At 67.5% G+C, this 17,371-nt stretch carries 13 protein-coding genes and 1 pseudogene; 7 read left to right on the top strand and 7 right to left on the bottom strand.

Annotation, left to right across the window (positions count from 1 at the left end; translation table 11 throughout):
• Positions 1-25: 25 nt before the first annotated feature.
• From Q1K09_RS05410 to Q1K09_RS05400, 3 genes and pseudogenes are all read right to left on the bottom strand, one after another.
• Positions 26-961 (bottom strand): purine-nucleoside phosphorylase, encoded by a 936-nt coding sequence (locus tag Q1K09_RS05410; RefSeq protein WP_300343860.1) that lies wholly within the window; start codon positions 959-961, stop codon positions 26-28.
• Positions 962-971: 10 nt separating this feature from the next.
• A pseudogene (locus Q1K09_RS05405) lies at positions 972-2,627 on the bottom strand (DUF885 domain-containing protein).
• Between the two features lie 20 nt (positions 2,628-2,647).
• Positions 2,648-4,093 carry an NAD(P)H-quinone dehydrogenase gene (locus Q1K09_RS05400; protein ID WP_300343859.1) on the bottom strand — a complete coding sequence of 482 codons (1,446 nt, stop codon included), beginning with the start codon at positions 4,091-4,093 and terminating at the stop codon, positions 2,648-2,650.
• A gap of 146 nt (positions 4,094-4,239) precedes the next feature.
• On the opposite strand from Q1K09_RS05400, the gene Q1K09_RS05395 reads away from it, so the two are divergent.
• Together Q1K09_RS05395 and Q1K09_RS05390 are read left to right on the top strand one after the other, a co-directional pair.
• Positions 4,240-5,214: a hypothetical protein gene (locus Q1K09_RS05395; RefSeq protein ID WP_300343858.1), complete on the top strand. Its 975-nt coding sequence runs from the start codon at positions 4,240-4,242 to the stop codon at positions 5,212-5,214.
• On the top strand, positions 5,215-6,519 hold the full coding sequence (locus tag Q1K09_RS05390; RefSeq protein WP_300343857.1) for a phosphotransferase: 1,305 nt from the start codon (positions 5,215-5,217) through the stop codon (positions 6,517-6,519).
• On the opposite strand, the gene Q1K09_RS05385 is transcribed toward Q1K09_RS05390, so the two are convergent.
• A complete protein-coding gene (locus Q1K09_RS05385) occupies positions 6,473-8,260 on the bottom strand; it encodes a hypothetical protein (RefSeq protein ID WP_300343856.1) in 1,788 nt (595 codons plus the stop codon). The two genes, Q1K09_RS05390 and Q1K09_RS05385, sit on opposite strands and share 47 nt — an antisense overlap.
• Positions 8,261-8,317: 57 nt before the next feature.
• Here Q1K09_RS05385 and Q1K09_RS05380 point away from each other — a divergent pair, with 57 nt between their 5' ends.
• The 3 genes from Q1K09_RS05380 to Q1K09_RS05370 all read left to right on the top strand — a co-directional run bounded on the left by Q1K09_RS05380 (position 8,318) and on the right by Q1K09_RS05370 (position 11,973).
• Positions 8,318-9,379 carry a hypothetical protein gene (locus tag Q1K09_RS05380; RefSeq protein WP_300343854.1) on the top strand — a complete coding sequence of 354 codons (1,062 nt, stop codon included), beginning with the start codon at positions 8,318-8,320 and terminating at the stop codon, positions 9,377-9,379.
• A gap of 63 nt (positions 9,380-9,442) precedes the next feature.
• Positions 9,443-10,702, top strand: coding sequence for a pyridoxal phosphate-dependent aminotransferase (locus Q1K09_RS05375; RefSeq protein ID WP_300343852.1), 1,260 nt, complete (start codon positions 9,443-9,445; stop codon positions 10,700-10,702).
• A gap of 26 nt (positions 10,703-10,728) precedes the next feature.
• Positions 10,729-11,973, top strand: a complete 1,245-nt coding sequence (locus Q1K09_RS05370; RefSeq protein WP_300343851.1) for a pyridoxal phosphate-dependent aminotransferase — start codon at positions 10,729-10,731, stop codon at positions 11,971-11,973.
• A gap of 2 nt (positions 11,974-11,975) precedes the next feature.
• Here Q1K09_RS05370 and Q1K09_RS05365 read toward each other — a convergent pair whose 3' ends face one another.
• From Q1K09_RS05365 to Q1K09_RS05355, 3 genes are read right to left on the bottom strand one after another with little or no spacing between them, the layout of a single operon-like run.
• Positions 11,976-12,353, bottom strand: a complete 378-nt coding sequence (locus Q1K09_RS05365) for a hypothetical protein (protein ID WP_300343850.1) — start codon at positions 12,351-12,353, stop codon at positions 11,976-11,978.
• A gap of 3 nt (positions 12,354-12,356) precedes the next feature.
• The gene (locus tag Q1K09_RS05360) at positions 12,357-12,986 is read right to left on the bottom strand and encodes a hypothetical protein (protein ID WP_300343849.1); all 630 of its coding nucleotides are present in this window, start codon (positions 12,984-12,986) and stop codon (positions 12,357-12,359) included.
• A gap of 23 nt (positions 12,987-13,009) precedes the next feature.
• Positions 13,010-14,527, bottom strand: a complete 1,518-nt coding sequence (locus Q1K09_RS05355; protein WP_300343848.1) for a hypothetical protein — start codon at positions 14,525-14,527, stop codon at positions 13,010-13,012.
• Positions 14,528-14,652: 125 nt separating this feature from the next.
• On the opposite strand from Q1K09_RS05355, the gene Q1K09_RS05350 reads away from it, so the two are divergent.
• On the top strand, positions 14,653-16,536 hold the full coding sequence (locus tag Q1K09_RS05350) for an OmpA family protein (protein ID WP_300343847.1): 1,884 nt from the start codon (positions 14,653-14,655) through the stop codon (positions 16,534-16,536).
• Positions 16,537-17,072: 536 nt separating this feature from the next.
• The gene (locus Q1K09_RS05345) at positions 17,073-17,369 is read left to right on the top strand and encodes a hypothetical protein (protein ID WP_300343846.1); all 297 of its coding nucleotides are present in this window, start codon (positions 17,073-17,075) and stop codon (positions 17,367-17,369) included.
• Positions 17,370-17,371 lie beyond the last annotated feature (2 nt).

Below are 17,371 nucleotides of genomic sequence, written 5' to 3'. Positions count from 1 at the left end.
CCTTCTCATCTCAGGCAGATGCTTCTCAGGAGGCCGGCGCCAGGCTGCGGCGCACCACCTCGGCCAGCAGCCCGGCGATCCGCGGTGCTGCGGCCTGGCCGGCCTCGATGACCTCTTCATGGCTCAGCGGCTCCTCGGAGATCCCGGCGGCCAGGTTGGTCACCAGCGAGATGCCGAAGACCTCCATTCCGGCGGCCCGGGCGGAGATGGCCTCCAGCGCTGTGGACATTCCTACTAGGTCCGCCCCGACGGCGGCCAGGTACCGGATCTCCGCCGGAGTCTCATAGTGCGGGCCGGGCAGCTGGGCATAGACGCCCTCTCGCAGCTGCGGGTCCACCTCGCGGGCGATCCGGCGCATCCGCGGGGAGTAGAGGTCGGTCATATCCACAAAGTGGGCCCCGCGCAGCGGTGAGGCGCCGGTGAGGTTGATGTGGTCGCTGATCAGCACCGGTGTGCCCGGAGGATTCAGCGGACTCAGCCCGCCGCAGCCGTTGGTGAGCACCATAGTGCGCGCCCCTGCGGCGGCGGCTGTGCGCACTCCGTGGGCCACCGCATCCACTCCGCGGCCTTCGTAGTAGTGGGTGCGCGCCCCGATCACCAGCACGTGCTGCCCCGCCGAGGTGCGGATGACTTTCAGCGACCCGGAGTGTCCAGGCACCGGGGAGGTGTGGAACCCCGGCACCTGCTCGGCGTCGAGCTCCGCGACCAGCTCGCCCAGCTGCCCGGCCGCACCTGACCAGCCCGAGCCCAGCGTGCAGGCCAGGTCGACCCTTTCCACCCCGGCCGCAGTCAGCAGCGCGTCGGCGGCACGGGAGGCCTGCTGGTTCACCGGGCAGGTCGGATCATTGGTGGGGGCGGCGGCCACCGGGTCCTGGCCCCCGGCGGCGTCGGTGGTGACATGGCCGAAGCCTTCAGTCGTCTGGTCGTCGTCGGGCTGCTCGGTCTCCCGGGGTGTGCTCATAGGCTCAAATCTACCTGCTCATGGCGAAGCGCAGCGTGTCCAGTCCGAGTCCGCCCAGCTGCAGCAGCTCGGTGTGGAAGGACTTCAGGTCGAAGCCCGGCTGCTGCTCGCGCTCGGCCCGGATCTGCTCGATGATCCGCTGACCGACCTTGTAGCTGGGCGCCTGGCCCGGCCACCCCAGATACCGGGTGAACTCGAACTGCAGCTGAGCCTCTGAGATGGGCAGGTGGGCGCGCAGGAACTCCAGGCCGGTCTCCGGGGTCCAGATCTCACCGCCCCAGTCGGCCGGGGCGCGGAACCCGCAGTGCACGCCGATGTCGAAGACCACCCGGGCCGCCCGCATCCGCTGCATGTCCAGCATCCCCATCCGGTCGCCCGGGTCGTCCAGGTATCCCAGCTCGGTCATCAGCTGCTCGGCGTAGAGCGCCCATCCTTCGGCGAAGCCGGACGTGTTGGCCAGGTACCGCCGCCAGGAGTTCAGCCGGTCCTTCACCAGCACGGCGGTGCCGATCTGCAGGTGATGCCCCGGCACGCCCTCGTGGTAGACCGTGGTGGTCTCGGCCCAGGTGGTGAACTCGGTGTCCTCCGGAGGCACTGACCACCACATGCGCCCCGGCCGGGAGAAGTCGTCGCTGGGCGGGGTGTAGTAGACCCCGCCGTCCTGGGTGGGCGCGATCCGGCACTCCAGGCGGTCCATCGGCTCCGGGATCTCAAAGTGGACGTCCTTCAGCTCTGCCACCGCAGCATCGGAGAGTTGCTGCATCCATTCGCGCAGCGCCTCGGTGCCGCGGATGATCCGCCCCGGATCAGTGTTGAGGAGCTCTTTGGCCTCGCTCACCGAGGTGCCGGGCCGGATCTGCTCGGCCACCTCCTGCTGGGCGGCCACGATCCTGGCCAGCTCCTCAAGCCCCCACTGGTAGGTCTCCTGAAGGTCCAGCTTCGCGCCGGTGAAGGACTGGGAGAACAGCTGGTAGAGCTCGATCCCGACGGCATCGCGCTCCGGTGCCTGCGGCAGCAGCGTCTCGGTGAGCCTGCCGGCGAAGACCTGGTAGGCCTCTGCGGCGGTCTGCACGCCGGTGCGCAGACGCTCCAGCACAGTCTCGGAGACCCCAGCGGCCTGCGCCGCAGTGATCAGTGATGCCAGCGCCCCCACAGGCTCGGCCCAGGAGGCGGCCTGTTCGGCAGCGGCACGAACCTGCCGGGCGGGGGCCACATGCCCGGCGGCCTGGGACTGCTGCAGGGAGGCCCAGTAGCCGTCCAGCGCCTCCGGTATGTTCTGCAGCCGCCCGGCGATATGGACGAAGTCCTCATCGGTGGACTGGGGCATCAGCTCCAGCACCATGCGGATGCTGTGGGCGTCGGAGGAGATATTGTTCAGCTAGGTCCGGCCGGTCTCATGCAACGCCAGGTCCAGTTCGATCCGCTCACGCATGGCATGGACGGTCACCTCGTCCACCGCATCGGCCGGCTGCAGCGACTCCAGCTGCGTCAGGGCCTGGCGCTTCAGCTGCGCGAACGCCTCCCGGCCGGCGGGGGAGTAGTCCCGGTAGAGGGTCTCCACGCCGGGCCGGCCCAGCATAGTGGCTTCCTCCGGTGCCAGCTGCAGTAGCTGCTCGAAGTGCTGCTCAGCGAATTCGTCGACGGCGGTGGGGGTGCGAGTGCTCATGCGCCTGAGCCTATCGCGGCTCAGTCGTCGTCGCGGGGGTCCACCGTGTGCAGATGCAGCCTGCGCGCCGCCTCAGAGAGCGACCCGCTCAGCGAGGGGTAGACGGTGAAGGTGGAGGCCACATCGTCCACGTGCAGCTTATGCGTCACCGCCAGAGCCAGCGGGAAGATCAGCTCTGAGGCGCGGGGGGCGACGACGACGGCGCCGATGACTGTGCCGGAGCCCCTGCGGGAGAAGATCTTCACAAAGCCTTCGCGGATGTTCATCATCTTCGCCCGCGGATTGGTGGTCAGATCCAGCTTCGCGACGTCGGCCTGGTACTTTCCGGAGTCCACCTGGGCCTGGGTGACTCCCACGGTGGCGATCTCCGGGGAGGTGAACACATTGGAGGAGACTCGGTGCAGCTGCAGCGGCTTGACCGCCCCGCCCTGCATATGGGCCACCGCAATCCGGCCCTGCATCGCCGCCACTGAGGCCAGCGGCAGCATGCCGGTGCAGTCGCCGGCGGCGTAGATGTTGGTGGCGGTGGTGCGGGAGACGGTGTCCACCCGGATGTGCCCGGACTCGGTGGTCTCCACGCCGGCCTCCTCCAGGCCGATGCCGGCGGTGTTGGGGATCCCGCCGACTGCCATGAGGCAGTGCGATCCGGTGAGCACCCGTCCGTCGGTCAGCCTCACACTGACGCCGTCGTCGGTGCGCTCCACCGACTGCGCGCGGGACTTCGCGGCGACTTTCACCCCCACCCGGGCGAAGGCGTTCTCCAGCACGGAGGCGGCGTCGGAATCCTCGCCGGGCAGCACCTGCTCCCGGGAGGAGACCAGCGTGACGTCTGCGCCGAGCCGCCGGTAGGCGGAGGCGAACTCGGCGCCGGTGACCCCGGAGCCCACCACGATCATGTGCTCGGGCACATCGGTGAGGTTATAGGCCTGGGTCCAGTTCAGGATGCGCTCGCCGTCCGGCTTGGCGGTCTCCAGCTCCCGGGGGTGGGCTCCGGTGGCGATGATCACCGCATCGGCCTCCACCACAAAGGTGTCGCCGCCGGCGTCGGTGACCTCCAGGCTGGTCGGGGGCAGCAGGCGCCCGCGCCCGGAGACGATCCGCACCCCGGCCGCGGTCAGCGAGGCGTGAATATCCCGGGACTGGGTCTGCGCCAGCTTCAGGAGCCGCTCGTTGACCTTGGAGAAGTCCGCCCACGCTTCGGTCTCATAGTGGTCGTCCTCGTGGCTGCCGAACCGAACGCCGAAAGAGGTGGAGGCATTGACCCGCCGCATCGCATCGGCAGTGGCCACCAGCGTCTTCGAGGGCACCACATCGGTCAGGACCGCCGAGCCGCCCAGCCCCTTCTCCTCCACCACGGTGACCTCCGCGCCGGCGTCTGCGGCCACCATGGCGGCCTCGTAGCCGCCGGGGCCGCCGCCGAGTATGGCAATCCGGTCAGGGGCGAAGCGCTTGGCATGAGTAGTCACGTGCCCCATTCTTGCCCAGAAGCTCAGAGGTTGTCACAGCGCCGTGTGTATGTCGCAGAACAGCGGCGGGCATCGGCTACCCTGGACAGATCAGCGGCACCCCCGTCGCATCCCACACGTGAGCACAAGGGCAGGTGGAGACACGCATGACGCTGGGTCCCCGGCCGGAGTCGGCCGGAGTCATCGACTGGATCCCCAGCCTGCCCATCCACTCCTCACTGCTCATCGTGGTGATCGCCGGGCTCTTCCTGGCGGCGCTGATGCTCAGGGCCCAGCGGCTGCCCGCGCAGTCGCAGCGCAGAGCGGGGCTGACCACGCGTCAGGCCCGTGCGGCACGCCGCCGCGTGCTGGCCGAACGACCACAGACGAGTGAACCAGGTGCTGATGTGACTACTGATGCCAGGGAAGAGACCAGACGCAGCCATGAGAACGCCTCCTTCCGCATCCACTGGGGCCGCACCCTGCTGGCGCTCACCGGATGCCTCGCGCTGCTGGGAGCAGCAGGCACCGCCGTCGCCGCCTGGCTGACCGGGCTGGCCTGGACTGTTCCGGCTGTCTGCGCAGGAGCGTTCCTGCTCAGCCTCGCCGGGCTGCAGGCGGCCGCCGCCGTCCGGCGTCGCCGGGCCCGCCGCGCCAGGGTCGAGCGAGCCATGCAGGAGGCGATGACCGTGCCGGAGGAGACGGCCGAGCAGATCAGCCGGCAGCAGCGCGTCGCCGCCCAGGCGGAGGCCCCGCAGCGGGTGCGTCCCTTCGATGCGCTGAGCTCCGACGCCGAGGGATTGGGCGGCCCAGACTCGCTGGTCACCCTGGATGAGGATGGCCTGCCGGAGAATCCGGAGCGGCTCTTCGGCAAACAGGCTGCAAAGGATCCCGAGGCCGCCGAGGCACTGTTCGATCAGTCCGCCCCGGCAGAGGACTGGCAGCCCCGCGAGGTCCCGCAGCCGAAGTATCTTGTGGCCGAGAAGGTCGAACGCCCAGAGCCCGAACCGGTGGCCGAAGAGCCTGCCCCCACGCCCAGCGCGGACACCAAGCTCAAGCAGCCCAGCGCCGCCGCAGCGCCGAAGCCGGAGCCGGAGCCCTCCATGGACCTGGACGAGGTCCTCAAGCGCAGGCGAGCCTGATTGAACCCCGTCCATCCCGCGCCCTCGGCCGGGCGGGCCGAGGCGGAATCCCGGCAGCTGGGATTCCTGCAGTCCTATGACGCCCACTCGCCCATCTCAGCTGCGCTGCAGCAGTCAGGGGTCTACGCCACCAGTGTGCACCTGGAGTCGGTCCAGCACCGGCCCGGCGCCGGGGTGACCGGGATCTACCGCGTGGCCACCGCCCGGCCGGTGCTGGCCAACAGCAGCTCCAACGGCGTCTACACCGAGACCAGCGACCACGTGGACGAGCTGTATGTGGGAATGACCACCGAACGGGTCGACGACGACGCCGAGGGCGTGGTCTTCTCGCACTGTCCCTACGGACGGCTGGCCATCTGGCAGCACCCTCTGGACCCGGCGCTGCCCGGCCTGCGGCTGGCCACCGACCCGGACTCTGTGGCCAGCATCTGGGGAGCAGGCCGGGTACTCACCGGGTTGGAGACCGTCAGCTACCGTCCGCTGCGCCGGGCAGTGATCGCCGCAGACTTCTCCGACGGATCCCGGCTCTACCTCAAAGTGCTGCGCAGCGGCCGGGCGGTGGACCTGGACGCCCGCCACCGGATGCTGCTGGAGGCCGGGGTGCCGGCACCGGTGCCGGTCAGCGACCCGGTCAGCGATGTGGTGGCCCTGCAGCGCGGCGATGGAGTGTCCCTGGCGGAATACTTTCTGGCCGACGGCGCAGCGACGGTGCGCCCGAAGGACTTCGTGGCGCTGCTGGAGCAGATGCCGGAGGAGGTGATGACGCTGCCTGCCCGGGAGGCCTGGACCGACCGCCTGCCGTCCTACGCCTCGGCGGCCGCCTCCGCGCTTCCGAGTCATGCCGACCGGATCGCGCAGCTGGCGGAGACCATCATGCAGCGGCTTCCCGCCGCCGACCGGGGGCCGGTGGTGCCCACCCACGGGGACTTCTACGAGGCCAATGTGCTCATGCGCGATGCGCAGATCTCCTGCCTGCTCGACGTCGACTCGCTGGGCCCGGGCCACCGGGTGGATGATCTGGCCTGCTTCCTGGGGCATCTGGCAGTGCTGCCCGCAGTGGATGAGCGATATATTCACGCACCGGCGGCCTTCGACCGCTTCGCCCGGGCTTTCGCCGAGGAGGTTGATCCCGAATCGCTGCGGATCCGCTCGGCCTCAGTGGCTCTGTCCCTGGTGGCTGGCGCGCGCGACACCCGGCGCCGCGGCTGGTCGGCTCAGGCGGAGCACCGGCTCCGCTGCGCAGAGATCCTGCTGGACCTCATCCCTGCGGCGGGGGACCTTCCTCGCTGGCCAGCCTCGCTTTGAGCTGGCTGAGCTGGTCCTCGGCCGCATCCGCCTCCTCGGTGCGGCCCAGGCTGCGCAGCGCCTCGATCCGACCCTCCAGGGCGGTGGCCAGCAGCGCCTCGGACAGATCCCGGTCCTCAGCGGCCATCCGGAACATCGCCTCAGCCTCCTGGGCCTGACGCATCTGCAGCAGCACTGTGGCGGCGAAGATCTCCGCGTCGGCGGCGGCCTCCTCATCGGCCGCCTCTGCGAACTGGTCGGCAGCCTCCAAGGCGGAGGCCACCGCCTCGGAGCCGCGGCCCAGGGCGGTCAGCGACCGTGCCCGGGTATCGATCAGATCCGCCTGCTGCCACTGGGTGCCGTGCTCGGCGACGATGCGCATCGCCCGGTCCAAATAGTTCAGCCCGTCCGGGTTCTCATGCCGGCACAGCAGGTGGCCCAGCGAGTGCAGCGCCTGCAGCAGCATCAGCGGGTCGGTGTCATCGCCCTGATCGGCCAGGCGCAGGCCCTGCTCATAGTGGTGCCGGGCTGCCTCGACCCGGTCCAGGGAGGCCGCCAGCGCTCCGGCGGCCAGATGCGCGCGGGCAGCCTCATCCACCTCGTCGGCGGCCAGGAACTGCTCCGCGGCCTCCTCCCAGTGGGCCATAGCCTCCAAGGGACGCTTCTGCTGGGTGACGGCGTGGCCCAGACCCATCAGCGCCCGGCCTCGGGTGGAATGCTCATCCTCAGCGGAGGCCAGCCGGACAGAGAGCGCGTCGAGCACCTTCTCCGCTTCGGCGTGATGCTCCATCTCCAGCAGCTGCTGTCCCAGCGCCAGGGTGAGCATGCGGGATTCGCTGAACTCTCCCAGCTCGGCCTGCTGCACGGCCACCCTCCAGGCCAGCACAGAGACCTCGGCGTAGTTCAGGCCTGAGGCGACACCGGCCAGCAGCGCGGCGGCCGAGGCTGCGCCCTTGCGCACACCGCAGGCCGCGTAGAGCTCGGCAGACTGGATGGCGTCCTTCATCGCTGTCAGGGGCCGCTCAGACTGGTGGTGGACCGTGGCGCGCAGCATCGCCATCGCGCCGCGGACCGCCCGGTTGGCGGGCCCGGAGAGCACCAGCTCCGCGGTGTCCAGTGCCTGCTCTGTCTCCGAAGCCAGCAGCTGGGCATGGGCCAGGAACATTCGGGCTCCGGTCAGCGCCTGCGGCCGCTGAAGCTCCTCCAGAATCCGGCAGGCCTCGCTGATCACCGGCAGTGCAGCCTCCGGGCCCTCGTCGTGCAGCTGACGCACCGCCAGTGAGGAGAGCACATCAGCGCGTTCCAGGCGCGGGGTGCCGTCGTCGAGCTCCTCGGCCATCCGGGCCAGGATTTCGGCTTCCACCCGGTCAGGCTCGCGCAGCAGCATCGGCCCCAGTTTGGCCTCCACCTCCGCCTGCTCGGACCGGCCCAGTTCACGCAGCAGGTCGATGCGCTGCTGCAGGTAGGGGGCGGAGAGTCCGGACTCGCCGCGCATCTCATGGACCCCGGAGAGGATGCGCAGCAGCATCAGCCGGTTCTCCGGGTCCTGGCCGCCGGGAGCGCGCAGCCCCCGTTCGGCAGCGGCAGCGGCGGCGGCATAGCGTTCGCCGTAGGCGGCCTCATAGGCCAGATCCACCCAGCCGCGCGCGGTCTGAGCCTCCGCCTGCTCGGCGCTGGGCGCGTGCAGCAGGGCCTGCAGACGCGCACTCAGCGGAGCCGAGCCGGGGATCTCCACATGCAGGTCAGCAGATTCGCCCTTCATCCTTTCTAGAGTAGCGGCCCAGCCTGAAAGAGTTCACGCCCGTAGAATTGAGCGGTGATGCCAGACTCCCCGCGCCTCCGCTGCCGCCTCACTGCCGCCGCCGCGGGGGCCGCAGTTCTGCTCAGCAGCTGCTCCAGCCCTCCGCCGCCGGCTCCGGAGCCCACCGGGGCGCAGCTGGAGCGTGCCTGGCGTATCGCAGTGGGGGAGGACCCCCTGGACCAGACCATCGCCCAGCTCTATGCCCAGGTGCTCAACGCCCATGAGACTCCCGCCGTGGTCGTCGAGGGTGAGCAGGATGCGGCCTCGCTGGCCGCGGCGCTGGCCGAAGAACCTGAGCCGGCCGCCCCGGAGGAGGACGCGGAGGAGTCCCCGGCAGCCGATGAACGCTATGAGATGGTGCTGGCCCGCACGATGCCGCTGGCTGAGCAGCTGGACGCCGAAGGCTATGCGGCCCTGATGGACGGGGACATCGCCCCAGCCGCCGCTCCGGGCGACCTCACCGGCCTGGTCCAGGATCAGCTGACAGAGGCAGAGCTGCTGGAGCCGGCAGCGGTGGTGATGGGCACCGACGTCCTGGTCACCACCATCACCGCTGAGCAGCTGGAGGTGGAGGCCGAGGAGGAGGCCTCCCTCCAGGCGCTGGCGGAGATCTGCGACGAACTGACCGTCGGCACCGCTGCCCAGCAGGCGGAGCCCGCCCAACAGTCCGAAGCGGCTGAGCAGTCCGTCCTCGCCCAGCAGCTGGAGGAGGTCTACGACTGCGAACCCGAGGAGCTGGTCACCGCGGAGGAGGACGAGCTCATCGATCTGCTCATCACCGCTGAGATCGACGCCGCCCTGCTCAGCCGCACCCATCCCGGGGCTGCCGAGAACGCCCTGGTCGACCTGCCGGACGAGGAGCGCGCCTTCGCGGAGGACCAGTACGTCCCGGTCGTCTCCGTGCGGATCTCCGATCAGGTGCCCGACGTCGTCGACGACGTCTCCCGCGCCCTGAACGAGGAGGCGCTGGAATCTCTGCGCCGGCTCACCCACGGTCCCGAGGGGCTCAGCCCGGAGGAGGCCGCCGAGTACTGGCTGGTTGAACACGGTTTCATCGCGGCTCCTGACTCCTGGGGATAGCAGCGCGCAGAACACACGTGCCTCTATTGGCAGATTGTTGACAATATGAGGCAGAATCTGGTCATGGAGGAATTCGAGGACTTCACGCAGGCGCATAAGCTGCGCAATGTCCGCTATGACGTCCGTGGCCCCATCGCCGAGGAGGCCGCCCGCCTGGAGCGCGCAGGCCACCGGATCACCAAGCTGAACATCGGAAACATGGCCCCCTTCGGGTTCGAGGCGCCGGACTCGATCATGATGGACATGATCCGCCACCTGCCCACCGCCCAGGGTTACTCGGATTCCGCCGGCATCTACTCGGCACGCACGGCGGTGGCCCAGTACTACCAGACCAAAGGCATCAAGGATGCCGATATCGATGACGTCTACCTGGGCAACGGGGTCTCCGAGCTGATCACCATCACACTGCAGGCGCTGATCAACCCCGGAGACGAGATCCTGATCCCCGCTCCGGACTATCCGCTGTGGACCGGTCTGACCGCGCTCTACCAGGGCATCCCGGTGCACTACATCTGTGATGAGGCCAACCGGTGGTGGCCGGATCCGGAGGAGATTGAGTCTAAGGTCACCGACCGGACCAAGGCGCTGGTGATCATCAACCCGAACAATCCCACCGGGGCGGTCTACCCCCGGGAGGTCCTGGAGGCGATCGTCGACATCTGCCGGCGTCATAATCTGATGCTGCTGGCTGATGAGATCTACGAGAAGATCGTCTACGACGACGCCGAGACCATCAACGCCTGCACCCTGAGCGACGACGTCTTCACCATCACCTATTCCGGGTTGTCGAAGACCTGGCGGGTGGCCGGGTACCGCTCGGGATGGATGTTCATCTCCGGGCCGAAGCAGCGGGCGAAGAACTACCTGGAGGGCCTGCAGCTGATGAGCAACCTGCGCATGTGCCCGAATGTGCCCGGCCAGCACGCAGTGCAGACCGCGCTGGGCGGCTACCAGTCCATCGATGAGTTCATCCAGCCCGGCGGCAGGCTCTATGAGCAGCGCAATCTGGCCTACACCATGCTGAAGGACATCGAAGGGGTGCAGGTTCAGCAGATGGACGGGGCGATGTACCTCTTCCCGCGGCTGGATCCGGAGATCTATCCCATCGACAATGACGAGAAGTTCGTCATCGAGCTGCTGCGCCAGCAGAAGATCCTGGTCTCCCACGGCCGGGCGTTCAACTGGATCGACGACCAGCATTTCCGGCTGGTCACCCTGCCGCCGGTCGAGGAGCTGGAGGAAGCCATCAACGGGATCGCCGAGTTCCTGGCGGCCTATCGGGACGCTTTCGCCCGAACGGACTCTGTGTCAGTCACCGCATAGCGGTCCGCTGCCTCCATAATGGGGGGATGCGCCCATTCGCTGAAGAGTTCGTCCAGTCGCCCAAGCTCGCCTCTGTCCGCTATGACGTGCGCGGACCCATAGCCCAGGAGGCCGCCCGTCTGGAGCGCGAAGGACACCGGATCACCCGGCTGAACATCGGCAATCCGGCGCCGTTCGGCTTCGAGGCCCCGGATTCGATCCTGCAGACTATGATCCGCGAGCTGCCCACCGCGCAGGGATATTCGGACTCCCAGGGCATCCACTCCGCCCGGGTGGCGATCGCCCAGTACTACCAGACCCGCGGCATGCAGGACGCCTCACCGGAGGACGTCTGGCTGGGCAACGGAGTCTCCGAGCTGATCTCCATGGTGCTGACTGCTCTGCTGGGGCCCGGTGATGAGGTGCTGATACCCGCGCCGGACTATCCGCTGTGGACCGGCGCCACCAAACTGGCCGGGGGCACCCCGGTGCACTACATCTGCGATGAGGCCAACCGGTGGTGGCCGGATCCGGAGGAGATCGAGTCCAAAGTCACCGACCGGACCAGGGCGCTGGTGCTGATCAACCCGAACAACCCCACCGGGGCGGTCTACCCCCGGGAGGTCCTGGAGGCGCTGGTAGATATCTGCCGGCGGCATGACCTGATGCTGCTGGCCGATGAGATCTACGAGAACATCACCTTCGACCAGGTGGAGATGGTCAATGCCTGCACGCTGAGCGATGACGTGCTCACTGTGACCTTCTCCGGGCTGTCGAAGACCTGGCGGGTCGCCGGCTTCCGTTCGGGCTGGATCTACATCTCCGGACCGACCCACCGGGCGAAGAACTACCTGGAGGGCCTGGCGCTGCTGATGAATATGCGCATGTGCGCCAATGTCCCGGCCCAGCACGCCATCCAGGCGGCACTGGGCGGCCACCAGTCCATCGAGGATCTGATTCTTCCGCAGGGACGGCTCTACGAGCAGCGCAACACCGCCCATGAGCGGCTTGCGCAGATCGAGGGCGTCACAGTGGAGAAGGCCGACGGCGCGCTCTACCTCTTCCCGCGGCTGGACCCGGAGATCTACCCCATCGACGACGACCAGCAGTTCGTCATCGAGCTGCTGCGCCAGCAGAAGATCCTGGTCTCCCACGGCCGGGCGTTCAACTGGATCGACTCCCAGCACTTCCGCCTGGTCACTCTGCCCAGCGTGGAGGACCTGGAGACCGCAATCGACTCCATCGCCGAGTTCTTGGACGGCTACCGCAGCGGGGCGGTCGCGCGGGTCTAGGCTCAGTAAGTGGCGTGGGAATCGACTTTGTAGCTCAGCAGCCACCGTGTGAGCATGACGAGCCCCAGTCCGACGGCGGCCAGCGCGCCCGCCTGCACGATCGCCAGACCCAGTACGCCCCACTGCTCCGCCGTGGAGGGGATCTGCTGAAGCACCGCCCAGTAAGCGTTGAGCAGCATGGGGACTGGCAGCACGGCCACGAAGTGCCGAACCCATCCGCCGATCCCGCGCTCAGCGTGATAGAGCGAGGCGGCGGTGCCGGCGAGCATCGGGCACAGGGCATACAGCAGGTGCATCGAGTACCCCACGGTGATGCTCAGCGCGAAGTTGATTGCCAGGTAGACAGCGGCTGAGATGATCCATGCGCGCAGCAGGTCCACGGCTCAGCCCGCCTGGTCCGGATGGAATTCGATGCTCTCGCCGAAGGCCTCCAGTTCGGCCTCATCCACGCCGACTCCTGCGTATTCCACAGCCGAGACCACGTCGTTCGAGCTGTCCACGGCCACCCAGATCCGGCCGATGACCGGCTCGTCGTTTGCGCTGGTGTAGGTGAAGTCGGCTTGCACCGCCGCCTCGGCACCGGGGATCTCGGCCGCCTCCTGCCCAGTGCCTCGGCAGTCATCAGCGTAGACATCGGTGAACCGGCATACAGAGATCAACGTGTTGACTGCTGTGGAGGCATCAGGTACGGAATCGACGTCCGGCATCGCCCGCAGATAACTCGTGGCGTCTTCGAGACTGTCTGCGTAGCCGACGGTCCAGGCATGCTCGGGCAACTCGCCCTCCACTGGCTCCTGTTGCCACCCTTCGGGAACTTCAAAGCTCAGAGGCCCCTCCTGCGCTAGCCCCTGCTCGGAACCCGCCGTCTGTCCTGCCTCGTCCTGCTCTGAATTGTCCTGATTGTCCTGCTGGGCGGGGGGCTCGTCGGCGGTGGCACTGGGCTCGTCCTCTCCGCAAGCGGTGAGCAGTCCAGCAGTTACCAGCAGGGTGGTCCAGGGAAGCAGTCTTTTCATAGGGTGTCCTTCGTTCTTGTCACTCAGCACGGAGTCTCTTCGATGGATCGGGTGCCGCCCGGGGTGTCGGGAGGTGCCAGGTATCCGGCGTCCACCAGCTGCTCAGAGCTGGAGGACGTGGACTTCCCGAAGCCGCCGCCGATTGAGGCCAACTTGGCGCCGATGCCCCAGCCCCCCTCTTCAGAGGTTCCCGCATGGGTCTCGTGCGAGGTCACCCCGGAAGTATAAAGCAGCTGCTCGAAGTCACTCTGCGGGCTGCCGTCCTGAGTCGGAGCCTCCCGGACGCCCTCGGCGCTGGGGATGTCTTCGCCGCCCTCCAACCAGGCCTCCACGATCTCGCGCTCATGTTCCGAGTCGACAGAGATCTCCGTGGTCCACGTTGTGCTCTCGTAGTCGGCGTCCTGGTAGTCGGTGTCGGAGGTGACGCTGCCTTCACGCAGGGTGATCCCGGTGATTTCCCCGTCGGCGTCGACGTCAATGGTCATCGACTCTGAGCTGCCTCGTTGGGTCTGGTCGTTCCAGCTGAAGAAGTTGCCTGATGCGTCACCGGACTGCTGGGTGCCGAAGATGATCGAGGTGGTGTCATCGGAGGGGTCGTCGAGGTCCTCGCCGTGGTCGACCTCGATGATGGCTTCATCGGAGATGGAGCCGCCGGCGGAGAGCTGTGGGAGCCAGTCGGCGTTGAAGCCCAGCGAATCATCGGAGCCGTCCTGCCCAGTGGCTCCGCCGCTGGAGTCGCCGCCGGAGCTGCCCGAGTCGCCCTCGGAATCGCCCTGATCATTGTTGTTCCTATTCTTCTTCTTACCGCCCACGGAGGGCCCCACCTGGGCGTTGGCGTTGGCGAAACCTTCAGTTCTCATGACTTCTCGAGTGATCTGCGGCGGGATGTCCTCGCCTGGGGGCGAGTGAAACATGCCGCCCATTTTCCAGTAGCTGCCGTTGGCGTCGACGTAGTTCTGCACTTCTTCAGCAAAGGCCATCGCCTCGGCCTCTGAGTCGAAGACACGCGTCTCGCCCAGGTTCATATGGTCCATGAACCCGGCACCGAGTCCGACGTCGAGAAGCGGACCGGCATTGAGTTTGAGCAGATCCAGGCTGGCTCCGACTGCGCTGTCGTCCATGTAGGTGACTGCGTACGTGCCATCGCTGAGCTCTTCAACCACCATGGAGGCGCCGTCGCTGCCCTCAAGGAAGAGAACGGAGCCATCCAAGCTTGCGCTCTGAGCTCCGCGGCTGAGCATGCACTGGTCCGGCTGGAAGTCCTCCTCGGTCATCAGGCCCCCACCCTCGCAGGACCCCCCCGTGCCCGGCACATTGGCGGCGATGCTGCAGATAACGTTGTGGAATGTGGCTGTGACCTGCGGCAGCCAGGGCACCAGCGCCAGCGCTAGGACGACGACGGCGGCAGTCACCGCGATACCCAGATACTCCAGATTTCCTGCGCCGCGCTCGCTCTTCAGCTGTGACCACGCATCCGCAAGCGAGGGCCTCTGAGCCGGGTACAGATGCCTGCGTCTTGACCGGCGGACTACTTTTCTCACGAGGTCAACACTATGTGGTGCACCAGTGAAGAGCATGATGCTGGCGGCTCAGTCTGGGGCCCAAAGCCAGTAGGACTCCTGGTCCCGGACGGGCTCTGTGCGCCCGCAGCGCATTACACTCACCTATGACGGTGGAGCGATGGATCGGGGGTCATATGCACGAAGCGCGTCTGCAGCGCGCCCAGGCGCTGGCTGCCGCGATGGTGATTGGCTCACTTCTGGTGGTCTCCTGCGGACAGGCGGAGTCCCCGGCGGAGGACCAGGGCCACGAATCCTCGGTCACAGAGCCGGGTGTGGCGGCTGACGGCGGGTACTGGCGGGACGAGTCCCTGCCAGAGCCGCTGGTGCAGACCACGCTGAGCCTGCCTTCCCCGCAGGACAGTGCAGAACTGGCCACAGCTTCCCTTGAGGTGCTCTCCCTAGATAGAGATGGCGACTACGTCCGACTGGTCATGGCGTGGTTGCCCCCAGTGGAGGGACCGGCGTTGGGATCGATCGTCTTGAGCTCGCATAAGCACCGTTATGAGGCCACGCCGTTCATCCGTTTGGTGGATCGGGAGTCTGGTGAGCTGATCGAGCCGCTGCGCGGGGACTCCAACCAGTTCAGCTACGAGGAGCCCCCCGACATTCAGGACGCGCAGGAGACTCCGCCGGCTGGCGAGACGGGAGACGGAGCGCCGCAGGACCAGGCCGCGCAACCTCCAGACCCTGAGGAGGGCGGCGTCCCCGGCCGGGGTACGTGTATCTGCTCAATGCTCTCGGGAGCGGCAGAAGACCCCCCGGAGCGCACTGAGCTGATCTTCGTGGACTTTCCGGCTCCCAAGGCAGACTCCGTGGACATCGTCCCGGGGGAGTGGGCCGAGCCTATCCGTGACGTGCCGGTCAGCACCGGCGAGCCGTTTGCCCGCCCAGATGAGTCCTCATCCTGGTTCTTCACCCACGCCTCAGGGGAAGATCCACCTGCACACTACGGCGCGGGCGCGCGCTATGCCGTGCGATACCCGGTAGCAGCCCGCACCGAGGACCTGAACGGCGTGACCACCACCATTGAGGAGGAGACTCAGGAAGTCTCGCTTCCCTCAGACGTACTCTTCGAGTTCGGCTCCGCCGAGCTGACCGACGAGGCGGCCGAGGTGATCGAATCCGCCGCTGAAAAGCTCAATGAGGAAGCAGCTGGCTTCACCGTGACGGTGGAGGGCCATACCGACAACGTCGGCTCTGCGGAGCTGAACCAGCAGCTCTCCGAGGACCGCGCTCGCGCCGTCGCGGGGGCGATCAGCGAGCATCTGGAGGAGAGCATCACGTTGGAGACCGTCGGCTACGGATTCTCCAGGCCTCAGGTCCCCAACACTAATGCTGACGGCGACCCCATCCCTGAGAACCAAGCGCGCAACCGCAGGGTAAGCTTCCGTTATCCCGTGGTGGTGCAGGAGGCGGGGGTCGAGATCGATCTTGACCAAGCCGGTCTAGTGGACCTTCCGACCGCGCGGCAGATCTCGGCGGCTGAAGGTGCGGCGGCGTCCTTCGTTCTGGAGCCCCCCGAGGGTGACACCTCGGAGACCGCGCTGCGTTTCGACGTGCTTGGCGCCGAGCGTCACGCAGGGGTGGTGACTATGCGCTTCGCCCTTGCGGCTGCCCCTGGAAATCGTCACCACGGCACCGTCTTCACTGGCAATCCTGAGCGCGGCGGACGCCAGCATTTCGGGCACAATCCGCAGGGCGACGGTGACTCACCGGGCCTGGCCAATATGAGTCTGATCGATATCGAAGCCGAACGTCAGTATTTTCCGCTGAGCTCGGGAGACCGGGGGTGTCTGTGCACTGAAGTGGCGGGGACCGTGGAGAACCTGCCGTCCAGTCAGAGCCCTATGTATGCGCAGTTCCACCTGCCTGAGGCTTTCCAGGGACAAGTGCTCGTGTACCTGCCCGACTCGGGCCAGTTCGCCCTCCCCCCGGAGGTGGTGGAACAGATGACCGACTCGAGCCGCAACGGGACAGAAGGCGAGTAGAATCATTCGGCATGGGGAGACGGCCATTACTCGGCGGCGCCAGGCGGCAGCAGCAGGCGCTTGAGCGGCAGGATGCGGAACAGTCCTGGCACGAACAGGCGGAAGCAGCCGCGGCCCCGGGGAAACCCCGCTGCGCCACCCCGCAGCAGACTGAGCCCCAGGTGCTGGCTGCTGCGGAAGACTTCGCCTGGAAGGCAGGCGTGCCCGAGGCGGAGCGGCAGAGGCAGGATCAGGCCGCGGAGCCGCAGCGCCAGGAGAGGTCCGACGTCGACGTGCCTCAGGATCTGAGCTGGAGGCCCCAGGCCTGGTCGCCGCAGCGCCGGACTAGCGAGGACCGGATCTCACGCGCGTCAAAGGTCCGAAGCCGGCTCCCACAACGTCAGGCTCAGACGCGTCACGGGTCCGATGCACCTCGTGATCCCGAAGGACAGCCTGGCCCCCACACGAAGGATGAACCTGCAGCCTCGCCCGAGGATGGTCCTCTGCGCCAGCATGAGACGCATCCCAGCCATGCTGCAGACTCCGCAGCTGGCGGTGTGACTTACCGTCAGATCCAGTGGGAGATCGACGGGGTGCCGGCCCAGTCGGTGTTCCGTGGACTGGAAGAGTGGAGCACTGAGGGGCTGGAGTCCACACACGCCGTTGAGCCTGCCTCGGCGGGGGTCCCCCCGGGGGTGACCGAGAACCCGCCGCATGACGAACTCCAGGACAAGCCCGATGAGGATCTTTTGCTCCTCGCCAGACGGGACGCCAGGCACCGGAGGTTTGCCCGGTTCGGCTGGGTGCTGCTGGTGATAGTGCTTGTGTTGACTGCAGTGCTTTCGCTCTGGTGAGG

The sequence above is a fragment of the Nesterenkonia sp. genome, assembly GCF_029265375.1.
Lineage (GTDB): Bacteria > Actinomycetota > Actinomycetes > Actinomycetales > Micrococcaceae > Nesterenkonia.
This window is presented reverse-complemented; position numbering and strand designations above follow the sequence as displayed.